General features: G+C 62.7%; 21 protein-coding genes and 1 pseudogene. 14 read left to right on the forward strand and 8 right to left on the reverse strand.

The annotated features are described in order from the left end of the window. Positions 1–18: 18 nt before the first annotated feature. Genes RBB42_RS00875 through RBB42_RS00885 form a run of 3 tightly spaced genes read right to left on the reverse strand, consistent with a single transcriptional unit; the run spans position 19 to position 1,953 of the window. Positions 19–432 carry an ATP-binding protein gene (locus RBB42_RS00875; protein ID WP_305968701.1) on the reverse strand — a complete coding sequence of 138 codons (414 nt, stop codon included), beginning with the start codon at positions 430–432 and terminating at the stop codon, positions 19–21. Continuing rightward, positions 429–773 (reverse strand): STAS domain-containing protein, encoded by a 345-nt coding sequence (locus tag RBB42_RS00880; protein WP_305968702.1) that lies wholly within the window; start codon positions 771–773, stop codon positions 429–431. The genes RBB42_RS00875 and RBB42_RS00880 overlap by 4 nt, the downstream gene beginning before the upstream one ends. 4 nt (positions 774–777) lie before the next feature. Next, positions 778–1,953: a PP2C family protein-serine/threonine phosphatase gene (locus RBB42_RS00885; RefSeq protein ID WP_305968703.1), complete on the reverse strand. Its 1,176-nt coding sequence runs from the start codon at positions 1,951–1,953 to the stop codon at positions 778–780. Positions 1,954–2,446: 493 nt separating this feature from the next. On the opposite strand from RBB42_RS00885, the gene RBB42_RS00890 reads away from it, so the two are divergent. After that, the gene (locus RBB42_RS00890; RefSeq protein ID WP_305968704.1) at positions 2,447–2,989 is read left to right on the forward strand and encodes a heme NO-binding domain-containing protein; all 543 of its coding nucleotides are present in this window, start codon (positions 2,447–2,449) and stop codon (positions 2,987–2,989) included. A gap of 4 nt (positions 2,990–2,993) precedes the next feature. Further along, complete coding sequence (locus RBB42_RS00895) at positions 2,994–4,748, forward strand: ATP-binding protein (RefSeq protein ID WP_305968705.1); 1,755 nt, start codon at positions 2,994–2,996, stop codon at positions 4,746–4,748. A gap of 56 nt (positions 4,749–4,804) precedes the next feature. Here the strand turns inward: RBB42_RS00895 and RBB42_RS00900 are convergent, their stop codons facing one another. Further along, positions 4,805–6,568 (reverse strand): hypothetical protein, encoded by a 1,764-nt coding sequence (locus RBB42_RS00900; protein ID WP_305968706.1) that lies wholly within the window; start codon positions 6,566–6,568, stop codon positions 4,805–4,807. A 352-nt stretch (positions 6,569–6,920) separates the two neighbouring features. Between RBB42_RS00900 and RBB42_RS00905 the strand changes: the two genes are divergently transcribed. Both RBB42_RS00905 and RBB42_RS00910 read left to right on the forward strand, forming a co-directional pair. Further along, complete coding sequence (locus tag RBB42_RS00905) at positions 6,921–9,347, forward strand: calcium-binding protein (RefSeq protein WP_305968707.1); 2,427 nt, start codon at positions 6,921–6,923, stop codon at positions 9,345–9,347. Between the two features lie 575 nt (positions 9,348–9,922). Next, positions 9,923–10,072, forward strand: a complete 150-nt coding sequence (locus tag RBB42_RS00910) for a hypothetical protein (protein ID WP_305968708.1) — start codon at positions 9,923–9,925, stop codon at positions 10,070–10,072. Here the strand turns inward: RBB42_RS00910 and qhpG are convergent. Further along, on the reverse strand, positions 10,018–11,304 hold the full coding sequence (qhpG, locus tag RBB42_RS00915; RefSeq protein ID WP_305968709.1) for a flavin-dependent monooxygenase QhpG: 1,287 nt from the start codon (positions 11,302–11,304) through the stop codon (positions 10,018–10,020). The two genes, RBB42_RS00910 and qhpG, sit on opposite strands and share 55 nt — an antisense overlap. Before the next feature lie 165 nt (positions 11,305–11,469). On the opposite strand from qhpG, the gene peaA reads away from it, so the two are divergent. From peaA to qhpR, 7 genes are all read left to right on the forward strand, one after another. Then, a complete protein-coding gene (peaA, locus tag RBB42_RS00920) occupies positions 11,470–13,038 on the forward strand; it encodes a quinohemoprotein amine dehydrogenase subunit alpha (RefSeq protein WP_305971783.1) in 1,569 nt (522 codons plus the stop codon). 9 nt (positions 13,039–13,047) lie between these two features. Next, complete coding sequence (gene peaB / locus RBB42_RS00925) at positions 13,048–14,529, forward strand: quinohemoprotein amine dehydrogenase maturation protein (protein WP_305971784.1); 1,482 nt, start codon at positions 13,048–13,050, stop codon at positions 14,527–14,529. Then, positions 14,526–14,852 (forward strand): quinohemoprotein amine dehydrogenase subunit gamma, encoded by a 327-nt coding sequence (gene qhpC, locus RBB42_RS00930; protein WP_305971785.1) that lies wholly within the window; start codon positions 14,526–14,528, stop codon positions 14,850–14,852. The genes peaB and qhpC overlap by 4 nt, the downstream gene beginning before the upstream one ends. Positions 14,853–14,857: 5 nt before the next feature. Then, positions 14,858–15,940, forward strand: a complete 1,083-nt coding sequence (gene peaD / locus RBB42_RS00935; protein WP_305971786.1) for a quinohemoprotein amine dehydrogenase subunit beta — start codon at positions 14,858–14,860, stop codon at positions 15,938–15,940. Beyond that, positions 15,940–16,593, forward strand: a complete 654-nt coding sequence (gene qhpE / locus RBB42_RS00940) for a subtilisin-like serine protease QhpE (RefSeq protein WP_305971787.1) — start codon at positions 15,940–15,942, stop codon at positions 16,591–16,593. The genes peaD and qhpE overlap by 1 nt, the downstream gene beginning before the upstream one ends. Continuing rightward, positions 16,590–18,299, forward strand: coding sequence for an ABC transporter transmembrane domain-containing protein (locus RBB42_RS00945; RefSeq protein WP_305971788.1), 1,710 nt, complete (start codon positions 16,590–16,592; stop codon positions 18,297–18,299). Before qhpE ends, RBB42_RS00945 begins: the two co-directional genes overlap by 4 nt. A gap of 167 nt (positions 18,300–18,466) precedes the next feature. After that, entirely contained in the window at positions 18,467–19,396 is a 930-nt protein-coding gene (qhpR, locus tag RBB42_RS00950) for an AraC-like transcriptional regulator QhpR (protein WP_305971789.1), read from the forward strand. A 336-nt stretch (positions 19,397–19,732) separates the two neighbouring features. Here the strand turns inward: qhpR and RBB42_RS00955 are convergent, their stop codons facing one another. Continuing rightward, positions 19,733–20,068 (reverse strand): hypothetical protein, encoded by a 336-nt coding sequence (locus RBB42_RS00955; protein ID WP_305971790.1) that lies wholly within the window; start codon positions 20,066–20,068, stop codon positions 19,733–19,735. Positions 20,069–20,118: 50 nt separating this feature from the next. On the opposite strand from RBB42_RS00955, the pseudogene RBB42_RS00960 reads away from it, so the two are divergent. Continuing rightward, positions 20,119–20,955 (forward strand): annotated as a pseudogene (locus tag RBB42_RS00960) (IS5 family transposase). 181 nt (positions 20,956–21,136) lie between these two features. On the opposite strand, the gene RBB42_RS00965 reads toward RBB42_RS00960, so the two are convergent. Next, on the reverse strand, positions 21,137–22,006 hold the full coding sequence (locus RBB42_RS00965) for a LysR substrate-binding domain-containing protein (protein WP_305971791.1): 870 nt from the start codon (positions 22,004–22,006) through the stop codon (positions 21,137–21,139). Positions 22,007–22,373: 367 nt separating this feature from the next. Between RBB42_RS00965 and asnB the strand changes: the two genes are divergently transcribed. Beyond that, entirely contained in the window at positions 22,374–23,894 is a 1,521-nt protein-coding gene (asnB, locus tag RBB42_RS00970; RefSeq protein ID WP_305971793.1) for an asparagine synthase (glutamine-hydrolyzing), read from the forward strand. Positions 23,895–24,305: 411 nt separating this feature from the next. Here asnB and hisI read toward each other — a convergent pair whose 3' ends face one another. Next, positions 24,306–24,779 (reverse strand): phosphoribosyl-AMP cyclohydrolase, encoded by a 474-nt coding sequence (gene hisI, locus RBB42_RS00975; protein WP_306043584.1) that lies wholly within the window; start codon positions 24,777–24,779, stop codon positions 24,306–24,308. Between the two features lie 80 nt (positions 24,780–24,859). Here hisI and RBB42_RS00980 point away from each other — a divergent pair, with 80 nt between their 5' ends. Next, complete coding sequence (locus RBB42_RS00980; RefSeq protein WP_306043368.1) at positions 24,860–25,993, forward strand: CobW family GTP-binding protein; 1,134 nt, start codon at positions 24,860–24,862, stop codon at positions 25,991–25,993. The last annotated feature ends 1 nt before the right edge of the window (position 25,994 follow it).

Consider the following 25,994-nt stretch of genomic DNA (forward strand, 5'->3'; position numbering starts at 1 on the left):
CTCGATACGTTCTAGCGGTCATGTTCCCACCTGAAAGCCAAGCAATAGACGGTTTTTTCGCGCGACCGGCCCATAGTCCACCCGATCTGCACATTCCATGATCAGGCCCAGACCGCGACCGGATTCGGCCCATGCGTCGACCTGCGACAAGACATTCCCGTGCTGACGCAGGTCAAACGCCGGGGCGCCTACCGGATCGAACACCTCGACCACGACCTCATGCTGGGTAGTGGTCAAGTGTATCTGGATCGGAATGTCCTTGTTGGAGGTCTCTGCATGCAGGACCAGATTGGTCAGGGCCTCGCTCAGGCAGATGCCGAAACGGGATTGCGCGACACCATCAAGCCGTCCTTCCACCTGTCGACCGAGGGCGACAACCATGGGGTCGACCGCCTCCAGATCATTGGACATATGGAAGGTCTGCACGGTCATGACTTTTCGTTGAGACCTTGGATGGCCGCTGCTTCGTCCCTGTACAAGGTAAACACCCGGTCCATCCGGCAGATTCTGAACATCTGCTCGACGTCCGAGGACAAGCCGCAGACGACCAGATCGCCGCGATGACCGATCTTCTTCAGCACCCCGGTCAGTGCCCCAAGACCGGAAGAGTCGATGAAATTCGTGGCGCTGAAGTCGATCACGATCCGGTTTGCCCCCGCATCCACGAGCGCGACGACTTCTTCCTTGAAGGTCTTGGCATGTATGGCCGTCAGGCGTTCTACACCCGGTCTGATAACGGTGACATCGTTGCCATGGGTATTGGAGTGGATCATCTGTTCATTTCCTCGTCAGAACCAGCACGGTCAAATCGTCTTCGAGCGCTGCGCCTCCGCGCCAGTCATGCAATGCCTCTACTATACGTTCCGGCAATTCGTGCGTATCCGCATTGCGGTTTTGGTGGATGGTCTGCCGGAGGCGTTCAGCTCCGAACGGGTTTTGCTGGGGATTGTCCGCCTCTTGCGCAGCATCGGAACAGATCACCAAAGTTCCACCCTGTTCAAAGCTCATCGTGTTGTTTTCATATTCGACATCAGGAAACATTCCCACCGGAAACCCCCCGTCTCCGACGGCTTGCGCGATTTCATTCGATGCGATGTAAAAGGGTGACGGGTAAGCGGCCTGGCAATAGTCCAAGCGACCCGTGTCGTTGTCGAGAACGCCGCAGAACATGGTGAAATAATCATCGTTTTCCGAAACACTGAAGCGTTTGTTCAGATCAAAGACCAAAGCCGCGGGATTTGGCGAATTGCCATCCGCCATCACCATATTCGTGAAATACTCGCGCGTGATCAGGTGGCCGATCGCGACCGACAGCAATGAGGCATGGATCCCATGTCCGGAAACATCCACGGCGTAGAAGCCGACCCGCTTGCCGTCGAGCGGAAAACAACCGAACATGTCGCCCGAAACCACGGCGGACGGCACGAAAGCCGATGCGATATGCGTTCCGAATATGTCCTCGTGCAGCTCGGGCAGCAGCTGCCGCTGCGCATTGGCCGCGGTCTTGAGATCGGTCTGAATCCGGTCGTTGGCTTCTTTCAGGATCCTGTGCTGTTCCGCCAGTTCACGCGCGTGATGGATAAGGCGCGACGCCGCACGCAACCGTGCCTGCAGCGCGGCCGTGTCGCGGCCCTTGCTTAGAAAATCGTCGGCCCCGGCCTCAAGCGCATCAGAGCGTATCTTTTCGTCAGCACTGCCGGTGATCAGGATGATGTGCACATAGTGGCCAAGGTCGAGTTCCCGCAACCGTTTGGTCAGTTCGATGCCGTCGATGACCGGCATTCGGAAATCGCTGATGACGATCTGTGCGCCCGTCTGCTGGACCAACTCCAAAGCGACCTTTCCGTTTTCGGCCGTAGAGCATTTGTAGCCAAGATTTTCGATGACCTTGGCGAGAAAAGCCCGCTGGATCAGGTTGTCTTCGGCAACTATGACTTCGAGTGGTTGGGTCATCGGAGCAAGGTTGGGCATTCAAGGGCTGTTCGGATTGAAGGTGCCGGACAGTGGCGCGCGTGGCGTCGGCAAATCCCCGCACAGGAAGGCGTGAGCGTTGGAGAAGCGTTGTGCTGCCACGATTCGACTGACCTTGTTTGACGGTAAGATTGCTATGCCGCGTATTGATATCATTTTGATAACGTGCTCCGGTCGATCCGAGAATGCCCCCGGATGGGTCTTCAGCGGCGCAAGTGTCCCGACGCCTTCTCATTCGGATAGATGACCAATCCCGATGCCCCGTGCAACGGGGAAAGGGAAGTCGACTTCGCCATTTGGAGCCTTGGGCCAACTCGCTATATTGGCGTCGGCGTGGCGCGCTAATATGTTCGGCTTTGCCCCGCGGCACGACTGAGGCTGCAGACAGGCCATCATCGCGCTGCACGACTGCGCGGCGACGGGACAGAACTCAGGCCGCCTTTGCGATCTGAACACTAAGGAAAGGTCATCGCTGATGAAGGGCGTGATTTTCGTTGAGTTGGTCAAGATGGCCGAACAGGCTTTTGGCGAAGACACAGTGGACATGGTCATAGAAAAGGCCGATCTTGAGAACGGCGGCGCCTTTACGACCGTGGGCAACTACCCCTGTTCCGAGCTGGTCAAGATGGTCGTGGCGTTCAGCAACCACTCTGGCCTCAGCGCCGAGGCCCTGCAAATCCAGTTCGGGCACTGGATGATGGATTTCTTTGCCGAGCATTATCCCGAGTTCTTCGTGGACCGGACATCCGCGTTTTCGCTGCTGGAGGCGGTGGATAGGGAAATTCACGTCGAGGTGAAAAAATTGTACCCCGATGCTGAACTGCCGCGGTTCGAAACGGAACGACATGGCGAGAACCGCATGGAAATGGTGTACTCATCGCCCAGGCCGTTGGACGCCTTCTGCCAGGGGTTGATCGAGGCGTGCCTGAAACGTTTCGGAGAAGAAGGGGAGATTCAGCGCGTTGCGCACCCCGGCAATCCCAACGTCATGACTTTCGATATCAAGTTGCACGCCTGAACAGATGACGGATACCCCAGACGATCGCGTTTCGCGCGCCCGCTACGAGCGGGCTTTGAAAGCCCAGGCCGAGGCCGAGGCCCTGCTGGAGCAGAAAAGCCGAGACCTGTTTCTGGCAAACCAGAAACTGTCCGAATATTCCGCCGACCTTGAACAGGCGGTGCTGGAACGCACGGCGGAACTGCGCAGCGCACTTGAGAAGGCCGAGGCCGCCTCGACGGCACGCAGCCGGTTCCTTGCGACCATGAGCCATGAGATCCGGACGCCGTTGGGTGGTCTGCTGGGCATGATCGACCTGTTGTCGATGGATGAGGAAGATCCGAAAAAGCTCGAACTGCTGAATTTCGCCAAGACCGCCGGCGTGGGTCTGGGCCGGATCGTCAACGATGTGCTCGATTTCTCCAAGATGGAGGCCGGTGTTTTCCTGTTCGAGGAAGAGAACGTGGACATCCGGGCGCTGATCGAAAGCATCCGGATACTGGTGGCGTCGCATGAGCATGGCGCGAACCGCAGGATCTTTGCGCGGATCGACGACAGCGTGCCCACGCTTTTCCTGGGGGACGCGACACGTATCCGGCAGGTGATCTCGAACCTGGTAAACAATGCGCTGCGCTTTTCGACGGATGGGCCGATCATCGTACGGGCAACCGCGCGCGATCACCCCGAGGGTGCCTTGCTGCGGGTCGAAGTCGAAGATTTCGGCGTCGGCATCCCCGAGTCCGAGGTCGAAAACCTGTTCAAGGACTTCACCCAGATTTCCAACCCGTTGACCGCCGCGGCGCAGGGCACCGGCTTGGGTCTCGCGATTTCCAAAAGGATCATCAAGGGCATCGGTGGCACGATTTCTGTGACCACGACCGAAGGCGAAGGATCGACATTCTGGTTCGAGATCCCGGTGCGGGTAGTCGTAAGACCCGAAGCCCGGGGGCAGAATGATCCTCTGCCGGAAGCCTACGACAAGACCGGGGACATCACCGGCAAGAAGGTCCTCATTGCCGAGGACAATATCATCAACCAGAAACTCCTGCTCACCTATCTCGACCGAATGGGACTGAAGGCGGATCTTGCCGAGAACGGGCGGATCGCGCTCGAGAAATTCGCCCCGGGCAAATACGATCTGGTGCTGATGGACGTCGCGATGCCGGAAATGGACGGGCTGGAAGCAACCCGTCGGATCCGCGACAAGTGGTCGGACGCGCAGATCCCGCCGATCATGGCGCTGACCGCGCATGTCATGGACGCGATCGAGGAAGAGGCCAAGTTGGTCGGTATCGACAGGATCCTTTCCAAGCCAATTCCTTTTGAGGATCTGAAAAGCGCGATCGAAGTCGCCATGTTCCCCGGGGTTCCGAATGCGTCCTTGACCAATGCGCCCGTTACGCAGCCCAAGAGCCGACCAGAAGCAGACACCAGGGAAGCGCGGAGCCTTGTCGACCTGTTGTCGCCCGACGTGCATGAACGGCTGGTCGACGTTTTTGGCCTGGAGGGGCTGTCGGATTTCGCAGGTAAATTCGTCAAGGATTCAAGCTCGCGGATCGAGGCCCTGCTTGCCGCCGAACGGGCTGGCGACCACGAAGAGGTCAGCGAACAGGCGCATTCGCTCAAGGGCGCCGCGATGGCTTTCGGGTTCAGTGACATGGTCGAATGGGCGAGGCAGATCGAAACCGGGGAAACCCACCTGAACGATGAAACGGTCGAGCAGACGGCAGCCAAGTTCAAAGCGAAGCTGGACGACCTGGATGCTTTGTTGAGCGGGTAAGGGGCGGTCAGGCATAGGCCTTTCGATCCAAGCGCGGATCGAACGGGAGCCCGGTTTCAGAACTTGAACTTGTAGGTGAGCGACAGGCTGCCGCCGGTTATTCCCGGTCCCGGCGCGTCGCCCTTGTTCCAGGGCCACCGGTTGTTGCTGTAATTGTTGTACGACAAAATCCAGTCATCGTTGAAACGATAGCTGGCCGTATAGCTGTAGTCCGGTTGATAAGTGCCTTGCTCTCCCGGTTTGTAGAAATATGCCGTGCCACTGACGCGCAGCTTGTCCGTGACGGCGTATCCGCAGGACAGGTTCAGGCTTTCCTTGAGCGGTTGCGGCAGACCAAGGCTGGCAGTACAGGGGATTTTCTTGTCGTTCGGCAGTGTCAACGCGGGCAACTTGTAACTGGCCCGGAGCTTGCCGCGGAACAGGTCGGCCACCGGACTGCCACCGCTCGTGAACCGGGCGGAATAATTGCTGTACCCAAGGCTCAATTTCTCGGTCACGCGATAGGTGAACGCATATGTATAGTCCGGATCCCAGGGCTTCTGATCCTTGGGGTTCGTGTAGGCGAGCAGTGCGCCCCGGAACGACAGTTTGTCGGTCAGTCGGGCACTGCAGCCCAGGCTGACACGCGGTTTTGCGTTCCCACGGCTATCCTCGTCCGGGTTGAGATGCGCCAGAGACGTCGAGCCGGTCAGCGAGCAGTTGATGTTGAACCGCTCGATGAAGTCCTTCGGTTTTGTCAGGGCGGCAGGTGTCGGAGGAGGTGCCGGTGATGCAGCCCTGTTGGCGCCCGGCGCTTGGGACTGCGGCGCCGATGCGGACAACGGTGATGCCGGTTGTGCCCTTGGCACGTCCTCGGCGGGTTGCAGCGGGCCGGTAGGTTCGGCGCATGCAAAGGGAACAAAAGGCTCCTGCTCTGCGCAGACCGGGGCCACTTCCGGCAACGGTCCGCCCGAAGGCGCCGCTGTCGAGGCGGGGGCAACAAGATCGCCGGTGTCCGCTCCTCCAGCCGGGTCGACCGGTTGCACCCCTTCCGGAAGATCGGCGGGCCCCTCGGGAATAGGCGGTGCCTTGGCCGTGGTTTCCAAAACCGTTTCATCGACAACCGCTTCGAGGTCTGGTTCCGGCGGTGGTGGCGGCGGCGGTGGTGCCGTCCCGGCAAGGATCCACGCTGCCAGGTAACGCGCGGCCGCATCCAAGTTGAGGTCGGAGGGCATCGCAGGGCGTTCACCGGCGCCGACATCCACGGTGAGAACCCGACCATCCTCAAATCGCACGTCACAACCAACAGCGGCCTCGCAGTCCAGCTGGGCGGCAAGCCTGCGTTTTTCGCCCTGGCTCAGGATCTTGGCCGATCCGTCCGGGAATATGGCATATGTCCATTGACCGATTTCGCCCCGCTGGTGACGCGGCCAATACAGGGCGCTCGGCAAGTCCAGCACGATTTCCCGAGCGCCGGGGGTTGCTGGCTCTGCGGTATTCACAAACGCCGGGCGCGACGAGAAAGACATTTGCGATGGTTCCAAGTCATCCCCACCGCTGGGCGATGCGTGGATACAGGCAATCAGGGTTGCAATGACACGTGGGGGCAGGTTGCCAAGGCGTTTCACCTGCATGCGCCTTGCCCGATCGCGCGTGTCTGTCCGGGGCGGTCTTGTCATCATGTCCGTGCCCGCAGAAAACTCGCTACATTTTGGTTTGTGCTCTTGCTTCGGGGCTGACTCGGCGCGCCCTGTTCTAAGCGGGTAACATACCGCACGCGGAATCGCCGTCCAAGTCTCCGCGATCACGTTTTTCCCCGTCAGATGCAGGCGCGCCGCCATCACGAACACAGGTTGGCAAATCTCGCCGGTCCCAGGGCAGAGAAAACGCAAACATGGTCCGACAACCACCAACCGTCTGAAATCAACAATCCGACAAACCCCGACACTGGCTTGGGACCCGTTCCTTGGTTTGGTCGAACAGGTCATGGCCGCAGATTCCAGCTGTGCCGCATAGCCCATTTCGGCGATCCGAGGACACGAGGCGAGGACACCTATCCGTTTGTCCCTTTTTTGATCCGCCCGCGAAATGGCGGCAGTTCTGGGCCTGTGACATCAGGAGGGCAGCAAACGTCACCCATTTTTCGTGCGACGCACCAAGCAGTTCGCGCCAAGGCCTGAAGAGGATAAACCATTGTCGACCATACTGAGCCAGACGGTTTTTGAGACCCTGGGCACCGTGCATGACGACCAGATCGCAAACGTTAATGGCGCCGAAACGTCGAGCGAGGCCGTAGACCGTGTGAACGGTCTGCAAGGCAATGACGTCATCGCGACAGGCGGCGGCAGCGATCTTGCAGCCGGTGACATGGTCGGCGACGAATGGCAGTTCATCGACGGGCGCTGGGTTTATGACGCGGCGGCCGTGGTGGTCAGTGCCTGGGGCTCCATACACAGTTTTGACGACCTGATCGAAACCGGCGCAGGAGACGACGTCCTGCTGGGCAACTGGGGCAATGACACCCTGCGTGCCGGTCTTGGCAATGACCTTTTGAACGCGGGTTGGGGCGCGGACGACCTGTTTGGTGGGCTGGGTGACGACACCCTGAACCTGGAAGAGGGCAACGACTACGCAGAGGGCGGCCTTGGTGCCGACCTCATCAATGGCGGTGCGGGAGACGACACGATCCTTGGCGATGACCACGGCCTGAACCTGCTGGACAATGGCGCTGCGCCAGTGGCGCTGGAGGCACTTGCCGGCCAGGGCGGTTGGAGCTTTTCCGACGATGAAGGGATAGACCGGATCGCGCAGTCTGCGGCGACAGTCACCGGTGAAACCTACACCATTTCCTTTGAACTTGCGACAAACCTGGCTGGCGGTTTTTCCGCGGCCGAGGTCGAGGTGCTTTGGAATGGCGAAGTCGTCGAAATGGTCCGGACCAGTTCGGCGGCCTATACCACTTATGAAATCGACGTCGTCAGCACTGGGGCCGAGGGCGAACTGAGTTTTCGCGCGGTCGAACCGGTTGACGCCGTGACCTACGACCATTCAGGCGCGATCGTTTCCTACGACAAGTCCATGACGATCGCGGGCGCCGAGACCACGGTTGCGGCCTTTGCCCCGGGCCAGAGCGCCCTATACCAGGTGATTGACGGTCATCTTCACGTCTTCGACACCCAGACGGGCGCGTACACGGCCGTGGGCAACGCACCGGGCTTCAAGATCAATGCCGTCGGCTTCAACATCGAGGATGACCTGATCTATGGGGTGGCCAAGTCCGCCGGGACGGACACGCTCGGCCAGGCGGTGAGCAGTTCCGACATCGTGATGATCGATGCGGACGGGGCGACCTATCGCATCGGTGAAGGGTTCTACGGCGATTACGTCGGCGACTTTGATGACCAGGGCAACCTCTGGACCTTCCACACTTCGCTGGATCGCATCAGCGTTGTCGATGTCGACAACCTGGATGCCAATGGCAATCCGCAGATCACCTACTACCATTTTGACGCCTCCATGTTCACCGACCGGACCTATGACCTGGCCTTCAACGCGGCCGAGCAGGCGTTCTATGCGGTGATTTCCCCAAAAGCGAACGGCGCCGACGGCAAGGTCGTCAAGATCGACATGTCCGAGGTTGCTGATGGTGGAACGCCGATTGTCAGCGAAATCGCCATCACCGGCACGCTTTATGGCGAGGACATGGTGTCCAGCATGGCCCGCGGTGCCTATGGCGCGGTCTTCTTCGATGGCGACGGCAACCTGTACTACGGCTTGAACCGCGGTGACCACGATCTGGTCAGCAGCACTGCCAACACCGGCGCCATCTTCCGCGTGAACATGGATTGGGACCGGGGGCAGGCCTATGCCGAGTTCATGTCCAAGGCACCCGCGACCGGGTCCAACGACGGTGCGGTTGATCCCCGGTCTTCGGACGCCTTCGTGACGGTCGATGCGGACTCCGCGGTTCTCCTGCGAGAGCCCAGCCTGACCTTGGTCGAAGGGAGCAACGACACCCTGAACGGAGGCGAAGGCGATGACATCATCTCTGGCAACGCGGGTGACGACCAAATCAATGGTGGGGTGGGCAACGACCAGCTTTTCGGTGACGAAGGCAACGACAACATGCTCGGCGCCGATGGCAACGACGTCATGGCCGGTGGAGAGGGCAACGACAGCCTGCAAGGCCAGTCCGGAAGCGACGTGCTTTCGGGCGAAGAAGGCCAGGATTACATGAATGGCGGCACCGGCTCGGACGCATTGAACGGGGGCGTTGGCATCGACAAGCTGGTGGGGGGCACCGGCGCCGACACCATCGAAGGCGGCGCAGGCAACGATCACTTGTGGGGTGGCAACTGGTCCGTGGACGGCGAAGCGGACACCTTTGTCTTTGCCAGCGGCTCCGGCAAGGATTTCGTCCACGACTTCGAAGCCGAGCATGACGTTCTGGACCTAACGGGATACGATACCGATCTGGCGACGGTTCTTGGGGCAGCGCAGGATCAGGGCTGGGCGACCATCATCGATTTGTCCAAGCTGGATGGTGGTGAAGCTGGCGACAAGCTGATCTTGAAGTCGGTCGACTTGGCTGACCTCGGGGAAGATAACTTCATATTCTGATCTGTCCGCGGAAATTGTGCGGGGCCGCCATTCGCGGCCTCGTCTCCTTTTGCAAATCTCTTGCGTTCCCTCTTGGTGTGTTGACCCCATCGGTGGCCCATGCCGTCTTTGATTGACCGGGCCGCGACCTCCGTTCGAGGGGCCAAGGTAATGGCGCGCCGGGCGTTTGCGCGCAGCTTTGACGGCGGTCTTTTTTGCGGAATGGCGGAACAGGTCGCGATGGAGCGCCCGACCTTCCTCGTAGACCTCTTGTGCGACGAGGGCGTGGTGGCCGTTGAGGTGAGGCCTCATCCTTTCTTCAAGGAAGTTCCGGCGCAATTCGCGATAAATCGTCGAAGGCGCGCACGCCCAACCGATCCGCGAGTTCCGGGGTCGGCATCTTTGCATCACGCCATTTCGACGTTCCTCGAAAGTCAGATGAGGGGAGCAGCGGTCCTTTAACGACCTTCATGCAAGCTGCTGACTCCATAAAGGGTTTTCACTGAGTTTGTGATTTCTCCATTTCGGGCGAAGGCGCATGGCGGCAGGAGGCGTCGCTCTTGCTGGCCAAGGCCTGGTTTGGGCAACTGCCGGAAATGGTGCATGAGGTCGGGCGCGTGACGCTGGCCGCGCCGTCGACATTCGTGGCCGCTGACGTCCGTACGCATTTCCTGCCGCAGCTACTCAGGGTCTATGCCGAGATCGACCCCGGTGTGCGGCGGGTCGAGGTGGGGCCGATGGCATAAGGGGCCAACCGGTCATAGAGGGCGGCGGCATGGGGGCCATGGTCCGCGATCAGTTGGTTGCGGGGCTGGCCGGCGCAGATCGCGCGCCAGAAGGCCGCGGCGGGGATCTGGCCGAACCATCCGACGCCTTCGGTTTCCTGCGGGGTGTACAGCAGGTCCATTTCCGCGATCAGGCCATTGCGCAGCGCCATGCCGCGGCGGATTTCTGGCTGGTCCACGCGGGTATGCGCGGGCAGGTCGTCGGGAAAGCCCGCGCGGGCGGTCCAAAACGGCTGATCGGCAAAGCGCGTCTCCAGCCGCAGGAAATCGCGCCCGATGCGGGCATTGCGCAGATAGGTGTCGCGCGCGCGCTCTTGCAGGTAGCGGCGGCAGAGCGCGTCGGACCCCGGTTGCGCCGTCAGGGTGCGCCGCGCGGCGGCGGCCGACAGCGCGCTGGAAACCGCCCAGAACAGCCCGTGGCCCGACAGCGGATCCATCGCGGCCAGCGCATCGCCCACGGGCAGGCAGGTCAGGTCATGTATCGGCGCGGGCAGCAGCGGGGCCGAGGCACGGGCCAATAGCGGCCTCTGCAGGGTGAACCCTGTTGTCCCGGCGCCGTTCAGCGCCTGTGACAGCCGGTCCTCCATCGGGTCGGGGCTGCGGGCGTCGGTGGTCAGCTGCGCCCAGGTGCGGCCATCGGGCAGCGCCGCCCGCCAGAGCCAGCCCTGGGGCAGGGCGGTGATGTCGAAACCAGGCGGGCCGGGGCGGTCCTGCCGATACCAGCCACAGATCGACAGGGTGGAAAAGGGCAGGGGGGTGCGCTCGGCCCGTCGGGCCTGCCGTCCGCGCGCGTCGATGATCCAGCGCGCGGTCAGGCTTTGGCCGTCCTGTAGTGTCACCTGCTTGTCTGACAGTTGCGCCGCGCCGGTCAGCATTTGCGCGCCTGCCTCCCGCGCCGCCGCGCGCAGGTGCGCGTCGAAACGGTCCCGGTCGACGGCGTGTTCGGTGTTCACCGATTGCGGCTGGTTGGCCCAGTCGACGCGGCGCGTGAACGGCCCGAGGGTGGTGCCGCCGTCGCCGATCCCGGTGGCGTGCAGCCAACGGCGCAGCCGTGGGCTCAGCCCCTCGATCCGGCCTGAGGGTTTTACGGGGTCGATCAGCAGAACGCGCAAGCCATCCCGCGCCGCCAGCCAGGCGGACACGGCCCCCGCCGGGCCGCCGCCCAGCACGATCATATCCGGATTGCCTGTCATGTGATCACTCAACCGGCGCGGCCTGCGCCTCGTCCTGACATTTCCGGCCAAAAACGCGCGGTGGCCGGAAATGTCAGGACGGGTCGCCCGGTCTTTCGTCAGCCTGTCCAGATCACAGCCACATCGACGGCACACGGCCTGTCGATCCGCCGGAGGACCACACGAATGACATCCAGAACGCGTTTTGCCCTGTCCGTCACCACCGCCTGTGTCGCGCTGGGGACCGGGGCGGCCACGCCCGTCTTTGCCCAGTCCGGGGCCCAGACCGGCGAGGAGATTTTTGCGAATGTATGCTCTGCCTGCCACGTGACAAGAGAGGACGGGACGATCGAGCGCATCGACGCGGTGCGCAAGACGCCCGAGGCCTGGGACATGACGGTGGTCCGGATGATGCGCAACCACGGCGTCGCGCTGAGCGCGGACGACCGCCGCAGCATCGTGGCCTACCTGTCCGACACGCGGGGCCTGTCGATCGCGGAAACCGAGGGTTGGCGCTATATCCTTGAGAAAGAGCCGGTGGCCAGCGATGCCGGGCCGGATCAGTTGATGACCGAAACCTGCGGGCGCTGCCACTCTTACGCACGGGTCGCGCTGCAACGGCGCACGGCAGAGGATTGGGACCACCTGATCCACTTCCACCTGGGACAGTTCCCCTCGCTGGAATATCAGGCGCTGGCGCGGGACCGCGATTGGTGGGGCATCGCCAATGAGCAGATCATTCCCTACCTCGCCGAGGCCTATCCCTTGGGCGACACGCCCGAAGCCTTTGCCGGTGATCTGTCGGGCAGCTACGTCGTGGCGGGGCATGAGCCGGGGCGCGGGGATTACTCCGGGACGCTGGATCTGACCGCCGCCGAGGGTGGCTATGACGTCAGCTTGACCTTGGATTATGCCGATGGATCAGAGACCTATACCGGCAGCGGCATCGTCTACGGTGCCGGTGAATGGCGCGCGACGCTGACATCCGGGGACGTGATGATCCGGCAGGTGATGGCGCTGAAGGACGGCGCGCTGTCAGGGCGCTGGTTCGTGGCGGATCAGGACCCGGTGGGCGGACGGCTGACCGCGCTGTCCACCGAGGCCGCGCCGCAGATCCTGTCCATGAGCCCGGCCTCAGTCCCCGTGGGCAAGGCCACGGAGGTCACGCTGATCGGCAGCGGGCTGGGCGGCGATCCGGTGTTGCCCGAGGGCGTGACAGCGGAAATCGTCGAAAGCGGGCCGAACAAGGTGGTGCTGTCTGTCATGGCCTCGGCCGAGGGCGCGCTGGCCATCGGCCTGGGTGATCTGACCGCGCCTGCCGATCTGGTGGCCCATGACGGTGTGGATCGCATCACCATCGTGCCAGAGGTGGCGATGGCGCGCATCGGTGGCAACGGCGGCCCGATCCCCAAGGTCCCGGCGCAGTTCGAGGCGATGGGATGGGCCGATGGCCCGGACGGAGAGCCGGGTACCGACGACGACCTGCCGCTTGGCGTGGTCAAGGTCAACTGGGCCGTGGACAACTGGGACGCGGCCGCCGCCGCCATCGAGGATGCGAAATACGCAGGCAGCATCGACCAGACGGGCCTGTTCATGCCCGCGGGCGCGGGGCCGAATCCCGAACGCTTCATGGGCACCAACAACACCGGCAACCTGAAGGTCATCGCCACCTATGACGGTGGTGCCACCCCCCTGACCGCCGAGGCGCATCTGTACGCAACCGTGCAGCGCTTTGTCGACACCCCGATCCGCTGAGGAGGCATCATGGGAGAACTGACCCTTATCAAGCACAATGCGCACCGGGTCGACGTGGATGGCCACGCGATGCTGATGCATGTGCCCAGCTCGTCGCTGTTCGAACTCGATCCCGTGTCGCAGGACGTCTACGACCTGTTTCAGCGGACCCCGGCGGTGGACGCCGAGGCGATGCGCACGTCGCTGGGCGCGCGGCACACCCCGTCCGACCTGTCGGACTGCGTCCAAAGCTTTCTGGATCTCGACATCCTGCGCGACGCGGCAGAACCGGAAGTGCCGCGTCAGATCGTCAAGGTCGAGGAAATTCCCCTGTCCACGATCATCCTGAACGTGAACACCGGCTGCAACCTGGCCTGTACCTATTGCTACAAGGAGGATCTGACCGTTCCGTCCAAGGGCGAGAAGATGGGGTTCGAAACCGCGCGACAGAGTTTCGAAATGCTGCTGAAGCAAGCGCATGACCGGGACCGCGTGAACGTAGTGTTCTTTGGCGGTGAGCCGCTGTCCAACATGCCGCTGATCCGCGCGGTGGTGGACTATGCGGTGCCGCGCGCCGCCGAAGAGGGCAAGGTGGTGGATTTCAGCCTGACCACCAACGCGACCCTGCTGACCGAGGAACTGGTGGACTGGTTCAACGCGCACCGCTTTGCCCTGACCGTGTCGATGGACGGGCCCAAGGCGCTCCACGACAAGAACCGCAAGACCGTGGGCGGCAAGGGCACCTATGACGTGGTCGAACGCAAGGTGCGGATGCTGCTGGAGCGCTACACCGCGCGGCCCGTGGGCGTGCGCGTGACGCTGACGCGCGGCGTGACGGATGTGATCGGCATCCATGACCACCTGAAGAACGATCTTGGCTTTGCCGAGGTCGGCTTTGGCCCCGCCACCTCCGGCCCGATCGCGGTGTTCAACCTGGACGACGGCGCGTTGAAACGCGTGTTCGACGACATGAAGGAACTTGGCCGCCGCTATACCGACGCTGCCTGCCGGGGCGAGAACATCGGCTTTTCCAACATGCATCAGTTGCTGACCGACATCGCGCAAGGCACGAAAAAGGCAGTGCCCTGTGGCGCGGGCCTTGGGATGCTGGCGGTGGACAAGGAAGGCGACCTGCACCTGTGTCACCGCTTTGTCGGGTCGGATGAGCCGACCTATGGCAACGTGGACACCGGCATCGACGTGCCGAAACTGGCGGATTTCATCGAAACCGCGCAGGATCGGTCGAACTTTGGCTGCAAGACCTGCCGCATCCGGTCGATCTGTGCGGGGGGCTGTTACCACGAAAGCTATGCCCGGCAGGGCGATGCCTTTGCCCCGGTCTACCACTACTGCGACCTGATGCGCGACTGGGTGGATTTCGGCATCGAATCCTACGTCCGCATCATGCAGGCCAACCCCGATTTCTTCCGCTCGCAACTGGAGCCGCGCCTGTCGAATCCCGGCCTCGCGCGTGCCCAAGCCACCGATACCGTTCAGGAGATTGCCCAATGAAACATCTCACCCCCGCAAATTCCAAGGCCAAGGCCTTTGTCGAGGCGCAGGCCGAGGGCCGCGAAGAGGAAGTCGTGGCGATGAACAGCCTCGTGGGCTGCACCACCTCTTTTGACCCAGGTTGGGAGGTCGACGCCTTTGGCGCGGTGTCCAACCTGTGTCAGCCGATGGAGGCGGACCTGTATGGCTGCGCCGATCCCTGCTGGTGGCCCGCGCAGGTGGCCGACACGCTGAACACCTACCCGGACTGGAGCACGGGCGCCGACAACGTTGGCGAGGACTGGCGCAACCTGCAATCCGTCTTCCCCGAGCCGAAAGGATAAGCCCGATGCTGACGAAACTCCCCCTTTTGTGTGTTGCGGCCAGCCTGCTGATGTCGGCGCCGGTCGCGGCCAAGGACTACATCCTTGCGCCCGCACGGCCTGACAAGCTGGTGATCGTGGATGCCGAGGCGATGGCCGTCGACAAGGTCATCACGCTGGAAAACGCCGGACCGACGCCGATGATCCCGGTCATCGATGCGGCGGGCGAATTCGCCTATGTCACGGTGAACAAGTCCGAAAGCATCGTGAAGGTGAACCTGCTGACCGGTGAGACCGTGGCCCGGCGCGACCTCAGCACGCCGACCGAACAGGTCAAGACCATGTTCGGCATGGACCTGTCCCCGGATGGTTCGATGCTGGCGGTGTTCGAGACGCCGATGAAAAAGCACCTGTCGCATTTCGAGGTGCTGCCGACGCGCATGTCGCTGATCGATACCGGTACCTTGGAGACGCTGAAAACCTTCGAGGTGCCGCGCCAGATCACGGTTGTTATGTTCTCGACCGATGGCAGCAAGGTCTACGGCCTGGGCCGGTCGATGCATGTCTTTGACGTGGCCAAGGGAGAGCATGTGGACGACTACCCGATACAGGACTGGAAGACCGACGCGGGCTATTACCCCTCTGACGTGCTGGACGCGTGGAGCCAGTTCGAAACCTCGGACATGCTGGTGACGCCCTTCTACACCGCGCGCAGCGACATGAGCCTGGACGATCCCGAGGCCTATCGCACCGGGTTGCTGACCATGGACCTGCGCAGCGGCGAGATGGAGATGCGGGACGTGCGCACGCTGGACGTGTTCTATTTCTCGACCGCCGCGAACCCGGACCGGACTCGCGCCTATGGGGCCTATAACGTGCTGGAAAGCTTTGACCTTGAAACCGGCGAGCCGCTGAAGCGGGTGCCGCTGCCGCACAGCTATTATTCGGTCAATGTGTCGTCCGATGGCCAGACCGTCTGGCTGGGCGGGGCGCTGTCGGACCTTGCGGCCTATGACGCCGAGACGCTGGAGAAGAAGGGGCAGGTGGACATGCCGGGCGGTGCTGCCATGTCGCTGGCCAGCATCCGGATCTTCCAGCGCGACGAGTGATGGTGCGGGTTGGCATCATCGACAGTGGCCCCGCCGATCTGCGCGGGGCCGACGCTATGGCGTTTGACGCCGATGGCCGGGCGGTGGCCGCCCGGCCGGATCGTCTGGGCCACGGCACGGCGGTGGCCGCCATGATCGCGCGGGCCTGTCCGCAGGCGGCGCTGCGCCATGCGCAGGTCTTCGATGATCGCGCGGTGACCTCTGCGCTGCGGGTGGCGGCGGCGCTGGATTGGCTTGTCGGGGCAGGGGACGTGGATGTCGTGGGCCTCAGCCTTGGGCTGGCCGCGGACCGGGCGGTGCTGGCGCAGGCGGTGGCGCGGGCGGTCTCCGCCGGGGTCATTCTGGTGGCCGCGCATCCGGCGCAGGGGGCATCGCCCTTTCCCGCCGGCTATCCCGGTGTCATCGCCGCCACGGGCGATGCACGCTGCACCTGGGATCAGGTCTCACACCTGCGCGGCAGGCTGTTCGGGACTTGGTGCAATTCGCCGGAACAGGGCGGGCAGGGAATGGCGGGGGCCAGCCTTGGCGCGGCGCGGCTGACCGGCCATGTGGCGGCGCTGGTGTCTGCGGGGCACGCTAGGGACACGGGCGCGATCATGGCGACATTGGCGAAGCGGGCCGCTTACGTGGGCCGCGAAAGGCGTTGCGCATGAGCTTTCGCGCCCGCCTCGCCCGGATGATGATCGTCCGCGTCTTTCACGGCGCCGACTGGTTGCAGCCGGTCATGGCGCGCGCCTTGCCGGGGGCGGGCTTTGTGCTGGTCCTGTCGCTGGTGGCGGCGGCGGCGGGGCTGGCCGCGCCGATGATCACCAAGGCGGTGATCGATCAGGGCATCATGGGCGGCGACATGGGTGCGCTGCTGTTCTGGGCGGCGGTCAGTTTCGCGGTGGGGTTGGCGGTGGTCGGGCTGGGCATCTTCAACGGGATGCAGCACCTGCGCGCCTCGATGCGGATGCTGGGCGATCTGCGGATGACGGTGCTGGGTGCTGCGCTGCACCGCAACCCGGCGATGCCGCCGGTGACGGTGGGCGAAATCCAGACCCGGATCGACGGCGACACCGCCGAGATCCAGAAATTCCTGTTCGATTCCGTGCTGGTCGCGGTCACCGCGCTGTTCCGGCTGGCGGGGGGCACGGTGCTGATGTTGCTGCTGGACTGGCGGCTGGCGCTGTTGCCGCTGCTGGCCGCGCCGTTTGAGCTGTGGTTCCTGACATGGGCGCGCCCCGGCACGCAGGCGCGGGCCGAGGCGGTGCGCGCCGAACGCGGCGGGCTGAACGGGCAGTTGGCAGAGACCTTCATGCAGCTCGGCGGCTTGCGCGCGCTGGGTGCGCTGACCACGCGGGCCGAGGGCTTTGGCACGCAACAGGGCGCACTGTTCGACGCGCAGGCGCGGCAAAGGCTGTGGACCGAAGGTGTGGGCGCGGTCAGCCAGCTCTTGACGGCGGTGATGCGGTCGGCGGTCCTGTTGGTGGGTGGCTGGCTGGTCATTCGCGGAGACTGGCAGATCGGGTCGCTGGTGGCCTTCCTGGCCTATGCGACGATGATGTCGGGACCGCTGCGCAACCTGCTGGGCCTGTACCACGCGCAGGCGCGGGCGCGGGTGGCGCTGAAGCGGCTGGAAGATGTCGTGGGCGACGGTATGGACCCCGAGGCGGGCGCACAATGTCCGGCCCGCTTTGACCGGCTGGCGTTCGAGGGCGCGCGCGGGCAGGGGGGGCAACATGCGCCGTTGAGTGCCGATCTGGAGGCCGGGCAATGGGTGCTGGTCGACGGGCGCTCGGGCATCGGAAAATCTCGCCTTCTGTCCGCCCTGATCGGGGAAACGCCGCTGGCCGAGGGGCGGATCACGATCGACGGCATAGAGGTCGCCGGGTTCAGCCTGACCAGCCGCCGCCGGGCGGTGTCCTTCGTGCCGCAAAGGCCCTGCCTGATCCGCGGCACCCTGCGCGACAACCTGCTGTTGGGCAATGACACCCCCGAGGAGACCGCGCTGTGGCGGGTGCTGGATCTGGTCGATCTGGCGGACTGGGCGCGGGGGCTGAACGGGCTGGAGACGGATTTGCAGGAAACCGGGGCCAACCTGTCGGGTGGGATCCAACAGCGGATCACGCTGGCCCGCGCGCTTCTGCGACCTGCGCAGGTCCATGTTTTTGACGAGAGCTTTTCCGAGATCGATGCCCAGACCTGCGCCCGAATCCTGTCCGGCCTGCGGGTGCATCTGCCCGGCGCGCTGTGCCTGTTCACCGCCCACGCGGGGCCGGTGCGCGCGCAGCACTTTGACCGAATCATCGCGCTGGAGGGCGAGACGACGCAGGCACCAGGCCCAGAATCGCGGGCGCGGCTGGTGCGGGCAGGGTGATCCGCCGCTTGCCGCTTAATTGGGCAGGTCCACTTGACCCTGCACTTTCAGGGGGTTGCCCGATGGATCGGACGACGATGCAGAGCGCGGGCAATTTCCGTGCCGATTGGCAAAATGTGATAGTGTGAAAGTTCTATGAACGGCGCAGCAACACTTGGAGCCACGTCATGGAGACGTCAGTCATATCCTCGACCATTGCCCGGTCTGTCTTTGACGGGCTGACCCCGGCTGTCGGGGCGGATGTGCCGCTGTCGTTCTTTGTCACCGGGCTGGAACGGCAACGCGCGCAGCCGGGGGCGGGGCAATCGGCCTGGAGCCTGGGTGAGCAACTGCCTCTGGAGGCGCTAGGGGTGCTGGGCGATGCCATCCTGCGGGCGCCCACGCTGGGATCGGCGTTGCGCTGTTTCGTGCATGGCATCCCGCTGGTGCAAAGCAACACGGCGCTGTCGATGGAAGTTGCCGAGGACCGGGTGCGCGTGGGCTATCGCATCCTCGACCCCGATATCTGGCCCCGGCGGGCGGATGCGGAACTGACTTTGGCGATGATCCACGGGGTTTGCATGCGGTTCGGCATGGACCGTCATACGCTGCTGGACGTCGGGTTCGAGCACGGGGCGGATGACGGCACGCAGTCGATCTCACGTTACAACCGTACCGATACCCTCTGTGACGAGAGCGAGAATTACCTCGTCTTTCCGGTGCGTTGCCTGTCACTGACGCGGCCCGATGCATTGGGAGACGGGGGGGCGCCGGACCAGCAGCTGAGCAGCCATTTGCGCCACCTGCCGGTGTCGCGCCGGGTGCGCCAGCAGATCCTGCAACGGATCGGGCAGGGCTCCATCGGGCAGGCGGAAATCGCCTGCGAGTTGGGCATGTCCGAACGCAGCCTGCGACGCACGCTGGCAGCCGAGGAAACCTGTTACCACGACATCCGCGACGAATGCCGTCGGTCGATGGCGCTGGCGCTGTTGAAACGGTCCGAACTGTCGCTCAGCGATGTGGCCTTTTCGCTGGGCTATTCCGACCAGACGGCCTTTTCCCGCGCCTTTTCGCGCTGGTTCGGCGAACCGCCCAGCCGCCATTCCGTCGCCGGTTAGGCGAAGCGGCAGCTTCGTCACGTCATCAAGGGTCAGCACAACCGGGGGCGCCTTGGTCGGTAACACATTGGGCGCGCCCTGTCTGGTGTCGGCTTACTGGTCAGGGCAGATAGCCAAGCGCGGTCAGCATCGCCAGTTCATCAGCGCGGCACCCGGTGACCAGTGCGAGGCGCAAGCGGTCACCTTCGCGTGTCCCCCTTTGTACATGGGCAAAGAGCTGGCCAATCTCTTCGGCGTCGAACGAGGATCAGGTGGGCAGGTCAGGCTCCGGGGCGCGTGGCGTGCTAGACTTGAAGATCCTCGGCGACATGTACCGGCGTTGACCGAAAGCCCATGTCACCTGTCTGTGAGGTGGGGCACGTTCTTGGCGACGACCTTGTACCATGTGTCCGGTGATCCACGATTGGAGGTCTGTGAGGGGAGGTGGTCAATTATGAACTTGAGGGCGAGGGCAGGCGTCACATGCTCAAGACACGCGATCACAGAGTCATCTTGCAGGAACCCGCGCAGATGCCGGATCGCGGTGTGGAGATTGTTGACCGTGGTCGTCTGCAGCGGCCTGAAGCCTCGCACGTTTCCCGGTACCCGTTCGTCGATGGATTGTGAGACCGTCATGGTGATCAGGCAGCCTTTGCCTGGCGCGACGCGGTTGAAGTTAGTGTCAGGACCCATTGATTTCAGGTCCGTTGAGTGATTCACGGCTCTGAAAACGGAGCGGTGACATGTCTGATCTCTTCTGGTTGAGCGACGCGCAGATGGCGCGCCTTGAGCCCTACTTCCCGAAGTCCCAGGGCAAACCCCGCGTCGACGACCGGCGTGTGTTGAGCGGGATTATCTTCATCAATCGCAATGGATTACGGTGGCGAGATGCCCCTGCTGCCCATGGGTCTCACAAGACGTTATACAACCGTTGGAAGCGGTGGAGTGACAAGGGTGTCTTCGCCCGGATGATGGCCGGTCTGGCCGCCGAGCACGGCGAAAAGAAGACCGTGATGATCGACGTGAGCAGGCGAACGCCATGCGTTCGAGTGAGCCTGCGCAAGTATCTCAAGGCCCACCGAACAGCGACCAGCATGGGCGTGAAAAAGGGGGGCGTGGACGCCTGATCGGCCGCACCAAGGGCGGCATGAATACGAAGCTGCACGCCATCTGCGACAGCCAGGGACGGCCCCTGAACCTGTTCGTCACGGCGGGTCAGGTCAGCGACTATATCGGCGCACGAGCGCTGCTGAGCAGCCTGCCGGATGTCGACTGGCTGCTTGGGGGATCGCGGCTACGATGCCGACTGGTTCCGCGAAACGTTGAAAGACAAAGGAATACGCGCCTGCATCTCTGGTCGGAAGCCACGGAAGAAGACCGTCAAATACGACAAGCGCCGATACAAACGACGCAACCGCCCCTCTCGTGACATTGCCATGCAATGCACTGCCGGGCAGCGATGCGAGATCATGTTCGGCAGGCTCAAGGATTGGCGGCGTGTAGCAACACGATACGACCGCTGTCCGAAGGTCTTCCTCTCAGCCATCGCTCTCGACGCAACCGTCATCTATTGGCTATGAGTCCTGACCCTAACGTCCGTCCATCGCAGCTTTGCCACTGCGGACCTTCGAGCATCGCGCAACTCACCCTCACGTCAGTTGACCGACTCGCGGACAAAGTGCCAATTCGCTGGACTTTCGTGGATGTCTTTTGAGGCCAGACCACGAAACCGGTTTCTTTTAAGGCATGCGCGTCTGACGGTCAGATCTGCCCGACTTCCGTTCTGAACCAATCGCCGAAAGCCAGTAGCCTCGGGTCGGGGAACTCCGTGTCCGGATAGACCAGCCAGATGCCCCTGCCGGTCGAGACGGGCGTTTCGTTCAGACGCACCAGGTGTCCCGCCGCGACATCGGCGGCAGTCAAGCGCCTGTCGGCGAGCGCCACGCCATGGCCGGAAAAGGCCAGATCGACGACCCGAGCACGGCTGCCGTAGCCGATCATCTGCTTGGGCGCCGCGCCTTCGTACCCCATCATCTCGAACCAGGAGGACCAATCGTCTTTCTGCCCATCTATGTAGCCAAGCGTCAGCTGCGCGATCTCGGCGGCTGAAAGCGGCAAGTCGCGGCCCGACACCACGGTTGGAGCCGCCACCGGCAGCAGTTGGTCGTCCTGCATGCTGATTGTCGTCAGACCCGGCCAGTTGCCCTCACCATAACGCAACCCGCCGTCCAGGTCGCTCTTGGCAAAGTCGTTCGGGGAGACGCTTATTTCCGGCTCGACCCGGATCTCGGGGTAGAGCGCATGGAATCGCGAAAGGCGCGGCAGGACGATCCTGTTGCCGTAAAACGGGGTGACGCCGATGCGCAGGGTGCCGGACATCGGATTGCCCTGAAGGTCCATCGCCGCGTTCTCGATGGTATCGAAGGCCTGAGCGAGACGTGCGGCAAACCGCTTGGCGGCATCGGTCGGTTGCACCGTCCGGCCCCGGCGGCGGAAGAGGCTCAGTCCCAAATTGTCTTCCAAGGTCTTGATCTGATGACTCACGGCCGCATTGGTCACATGCAATTCCTCGGCGGCGCGCTTGAAACTTTCGTGGCGGGCCGCCGCTTCGAAGGTACGCAGGGCAGTCATGGGGGGCAGTCGGCGGGTCATAGATGCTTGGTTAAATGAAACTCATCCACAGAGAAAGATCGTTTCATTTTTCTTTACCGCGTTGAGCCGCTAATTGTCCTTCAGACCGACAAACAACGACTGGATACCAGCGATGGCACAGGAAAAGACTCGGGCACCAGGCGAGTTGGAGCTTTGCATGATGGCGCAAGGTTGGGCCCCCGCCGATCTGCAGCGCGAGATCGCGGATGTCCGGCTGAGGGCCTCTTTCGCTTGGCCATCGCCCGCGCCCCTGATCCGGCGTCTCTACGCCTGCCTGGTCTATCCCCATACGCGCCACACTCCGCAACCGTCGAGCGTGTAACGCCAGATTTCGAAAGGATTTCCCATGTGCGGTTTCGTCTGCCTTTGGAACATTGATGACAAAGCGCTTGCCAAGCGGATGATCGAAAAGATCGCGCATCGCGGACCTGACGAAGTCCAAGTCTCCGCCTTGCCCGGTGCGCCCGTGACAATGGCGCATTGCCGTTTGTCGATCATCGGCCCGGAGGATGGCGCGCAACCGATACGCCAGACGGGCGACATGTTGGTTGCCAATGGCGAGATCTATAATCATGCGGACCTGCGCGCGATCCTCGGAGAGGCGGCGTTTGAAACGGCCTCTGACAGCGAGACGATCCTGCACCTTTTCCGCTCTGGCAAGACCCGCTGGATTGACCGCCTGGACGGTATGTTTGCCTTTGTGCTGGCCACCAAAGACCGGATCATCGCCGCCCGCGACCCGCTTGGCATCAAGCCGCTATACGTTGCGCATCTGAAGAACGGAGTCATCTTTGCGTCAGAACTGAAGGCTTTCGACGGCATTCCGGTGGCCGGCATCGAGGCCATTCCGCCGGGTCATCTTTTCGACAGCCGCGACGGCTGGCGGCAATGGTACCGCACTCCTCAGGGCGCCGCGACGGCGGAACCCGGCTTCGACATCGGACGCGCCTCGCGTGAACTGCGTCTGGTTCTGGAGGCCGCGGTCGCCAAGTGGATGGTGGCCGATGTCGAGGTCGGCAGCTTTCTGTCTGGCGGTCTGGACAGTTCGATCATTGCGGCCATCGCGCAGAAGGTTCGGATCGCGCAGGGGCTTGGTCCGCTCAAGACCTTTGCCGTCGGCACCGAAGGCAGCCCGGACCTGCTTGCCGCGCGTGCTGTTGCCGATCATATCGGTGCCGATCACCAAGAGGCGGTCTTTACCGCGCAGGACGTGATCGATGCCCTGCCGCATGTCATCTATCATCTTGAGTCCGCGGACGTGGACCTGGTGCGCTCGGCGCTGCCCACTCTGTTTGCCGCGCGGCTTGCAAGGGCGCAGGTCAAGGCTGTACTGACCGGCGAAGGCGCCGACGAACTGTTCGCGGGTTATACCTATCACCATGCCTACGCCGACGATCCCCGCGCGCTCGCCGATGAACTCACGCGCAGCCTTGGCACCATGCACAACATCAACCTTCAACGCGTGGACAGAGTGACCATGTCCGAAAGCCTGGAAGCACGCACGCCATTCCTCGACCGCGACCTCATCGACTTCGCACAGTCCATCCCGGCGGAGCTGAAGATGCGGCATACGGACCCCGACGCCCGCGACGCGACTGGCTCGACGACCGAGAAATGGATCCTGCGCAAGGCCTGCGAAGATTTTTTGCCCGCCGGTCTCGTCTGGCGAAAGAAGGCGCAGTTCGACGAAGGCTCGGGCACCGTGGACGCATTGGGCGCCGCGCTGGAAAGCCTGATCGTCGGTCCGGTGACGCGGCAATCGGAGGGGGGCCTCTACGAACGTATCCTGCGCGACGCCTATGCTGACCCCGAACGCATCCTCGCCGCCGCTGGCACATGGGAGGCCGACAGGGTTCACGCAGAATAGCTGACGGTGCACTTGCGACAGAGGCAGCGCGACGTCAAATTCATGGAAATCTCTGCCTGAAACTGAGCGTGACAATAGCTCATGCCTCGCTCCGAACCGAAATCGGACATTAGATCAACACGCAGAGATCACACCTTCGGCTCGGAGCGGACTTTTGGCAGCACAGAGGCTAGGACGAGCCGCCATGGCAAGATGGACCGCCGCTTCCAACGCACAGCGGACCATCGCCAAGATAATCATCTCTGTGGCGCAACTTTCCCCGAACCGGCCTTTCGCAACTGGCGCGGATGTGTGGCGGTCTCACCGATGGTCGGGCCGTCCTGGACGATTGCGCAGCAAAGCGATGGATTCGAACAGGTATTCCGACATTCTCCGGTGACTTTCCCCGGGGCGCGCTGCATTCGTTGGAGGTCAGAGCTGTGTCGGGTTGGGGGCATCGCCGTAGACACTCTCAGGATCAAAGGTCCTTTGGTCTTCGAGAAATGCCAAGGGTTGGCCAGCATAGGGCCCGACGGACACCTCTCGGTAGAAACAGGACCGGTAGCCCACGTGGCAGGACGCGCCCGACCCAGCGACCGCGACCCGAAGCCATATAGCATCCTGATCATCATCGATCCTTGATTCGACAACTTTTTGAATGAGACCGGACGTGGCGCCCTTGTGCCAAAGCACCTGCCTTGCCCGGCTGAAATAGTGTGCCTCGCCGGTCTGGAGGGTCAACCGTAGTGCCTCATCGGTCATCCAGCCCAGCATCAGAACCTCACCGGTTTCGGCGTCCGAGGTGATGCTGGGCAATAGACCGTTCTCATCGAATTTCGGCGCGAGATCCGTTCCCTCCTCAACCTGCTCGACCGAGATTCGTGGTTTGAATTCGAGTTGTGTCATCGTCGCCTCTTGCGTTTAGTTATGTTATAACATAGCGATCTGTCGCGCAGTACCCCGGAAATGTAAAGAAGGAGGAGATGATGGAATTTGAGGACACCCGCGTTCCGGTGACTCTCCTCACCGGTTTTCTTGGTGCGGGCAAGACAACGCTTCTGAACCGCCTGATCCGCGATCCCGAGGCCGGGCGCGTTGCCGTGATCATGAACGAATTCGGGGATGTGGGGCTGGATCACGACCTGATCGAAGAAGCCACCGAAGAAACCATCCTGATGCAGTCGGGGTGCCTGTGCTGCACGATCCGGGGGGATCTGCTGAAAACCCTCGGCAAGCTGATTGCGCGGCGCGACCGGGGCGATCTGGCTTTCGACCGCGTGGTCATCGAAACAACGGGAATCGCCGATCCGGGCCCGATCCTGCACAGCTTGATCGTGGATAGGATCGTCGGGCCCCATTTTCGTATGGATGGCGTCGTGACGCTGGCGGATGCCGCCATGGGGCCGCGCACGCTCGATACCCAGTTCGAGGCCGTGCACCAGATCGCGATGGCCGACGTGATCATCCTGTCCAAGACCGATTTGGTCACACCGGCGGAGGTCAAGAGGTTCGAAGCCCGGCTGGCCAGCATCAATCGCTCGGCCCGTCGCGTGCACGGCGAACATGGACGGGCACCCACCGGCACCTTATTCGGTCTCTCGGCCATGCGCGGCGGCGTGACGTCGTCCGACGTATCTAGCTGGCTGGGGATGGCCGAGGAAACGCCCGACCCCTTGGCGGGCCTGTCCGGGTTTCCGACCAAGCCCACCCCATCGGCCACCATGCCAATCTCCGGCGCCAGCGCGCATGGGGCCCATGATCACCGGATCTGCTCCGCCTCGATCGAGGTGAATGATCCAATCCCCTCCAGTATTTTCGATTTCTGGCTCGACACGCTGATTGCGCTCAAGGGCCCCGATATCCTGCGGATGAAAGGCATCGTGCATGTAGAGGGCATGAACTGGCCTTTTGTCTTTCATGGGGTTCAGCACATCTTCGACGCTCCGGTGCCTCTGAAATCCTGGTCTGGCAAAGATACGACCAGCCGGGTCGTCGTGATTGCGCGGGACATCGACGAAAGCGACCTCATGGCCAATCTCGAAACCCTGCGCGTGCACCCCACACAGGCCAACGAGCAAGGAGACGGCGAGGCGCACCAGACAGCAGATATGCCGTTCTGAG

The sequence above is a fragment of the Mameliella sp. MMSF_3455 genome, assembly GCF_030733205.1.
Taxonomy (GTDB): Bacteria; Pseudomonadota; Alphaproteobacteria; order Rhodobacterales; family Rhodobacteraceae; genus Antarctobacter.

Coding starts and splice junctions, on each gene's coding strand:
- qhpG (WP_305968709.1), bottom strand. CDS start 11,304: ATGACAGGCAATCCGGATATGATCGTGCTGGGCGGCGGCCCGGCGGGG.
- RBB42_RS00885 (WP_305968703.1), bottom strand. CDS start 1,953: ATGACCCAACCACTCGAAGTCATAGTTGCCGAAGACAACCTGATCCAG.
- RBB42_RS00900 (WP_305968706.1), bottom strand. CDS start 6,568: ATGGCGGCGCGCCTGCATCTGACGGGGAAAAACGTGATCGCGGAGACT.
- RBB42_RS00910 (WP_305968708.1), top strand. CDS start 9,923: ATGGTGCATGAGGTCGGGCGCGTGACGCTGGCCGCGCCGTCGACATTC.
- RBB42_RS00965 (WP_305971791.1), bottom strand. CDS start 22,006: ATGACTGCCCTGCGTACCTTCGAAGCGGCGGCCCGCCACGAAAGTTTC.
- qhpE (WP_305971787.1), top strand. CDS start 15,940: ATGGTGCGGGTTGGCATCATCGACAGTGGCCCCGCCGATCTGCGCGGG.
- peaA (WP_305971783.1), top strand. CDS start 11,470: ATGACATCCAGAACGCGTTTTGCCCTGTCCGTCACCACCGCCTGTGTC.
- RBB42_RS00890 (WP_305968704.1), top strand. CDS start 2,447: ATGAAGGGCGTGATTTTCGTTGAGTTGGTCAAGATGGCCGAACAGGCT.
- RBB42_RS00980 (WP_306043368.1), top strand. CDS start 24,860: ATGGAATTTGAGGACACCCGCGTTCCGGTGACTCTCCTCACCGGTTTT.
- RBB42_RS00895 (WP_305968705.1), top strand. CDS start 2,994: ATGACGGATACCCCAGACGATCGCGTTTCGCGCGCCCGCTACGAGCGG.
- RBB42_RS00955 (WP_305971790.1), bottom strand. CDS start 20,068: ATGGGTCCTGACACTAACTTCAACCGCGTCGCGCCAGGCAAAGGCTGC.
- qhpR (WP_305971789.1), top strand. CDS start 18,467: ATGGAGACGTCAGTCATATCCTCGACCATTGCCCGGTCTGTCTTTGAC.
- qhpC (WP_305971785.1), top strand. CDS start 14,526: ATGAAACATCTCACCCCCGCAAATTCCAAGGCCAAGGCCTTTGTCGAG.
- RBB42_RS00945 (WP_305971788.1), top strand. CDS start 16,590: ATGAGCTTTCGCGCCCGCCTCGCCCGGATGATGATCGTCCGCGTCTTT.
- hisI (WP_306043584.1), bottom strand. CDS start 24,779: ATGACACAACTCGAATTCAAACCACGAATCTCGGTCGAGCAGGTTGAG.
- RBB42_RS00880 (WP_305968702.1), bottom strand. CDS start 773: ATGATCCACTCCAATACCCATGGCAACGATGTCACCGTTATCAGACCG.
- peaB (WP_305971784.1), top strand. CDS start 13,048: ATGGGAGAACTGACCCTTATCAAGCACAATGCGCACCGGGTCGACGTG.
- asnB (WP_305971793.1), top strand. CDS start 22,374: ATGTGCGGTTTCGTCTGCCTTTGGAACATTGATGACAAAGCGCTTGCC.
- peaD (WP_305971786.1), top strand. CDS start 14,858: ATGCTGACGAAACTCCCCCTTTTGTGTGTTGCGGCCAGCCTGCTGATG.
- RBB42_RS00875 (WP_305968701.1), bottom strand. CDS start 432: ATGACCGTGCAGACCTTCCATATGTCCAATGATCTGGAGGCGGTCGAC.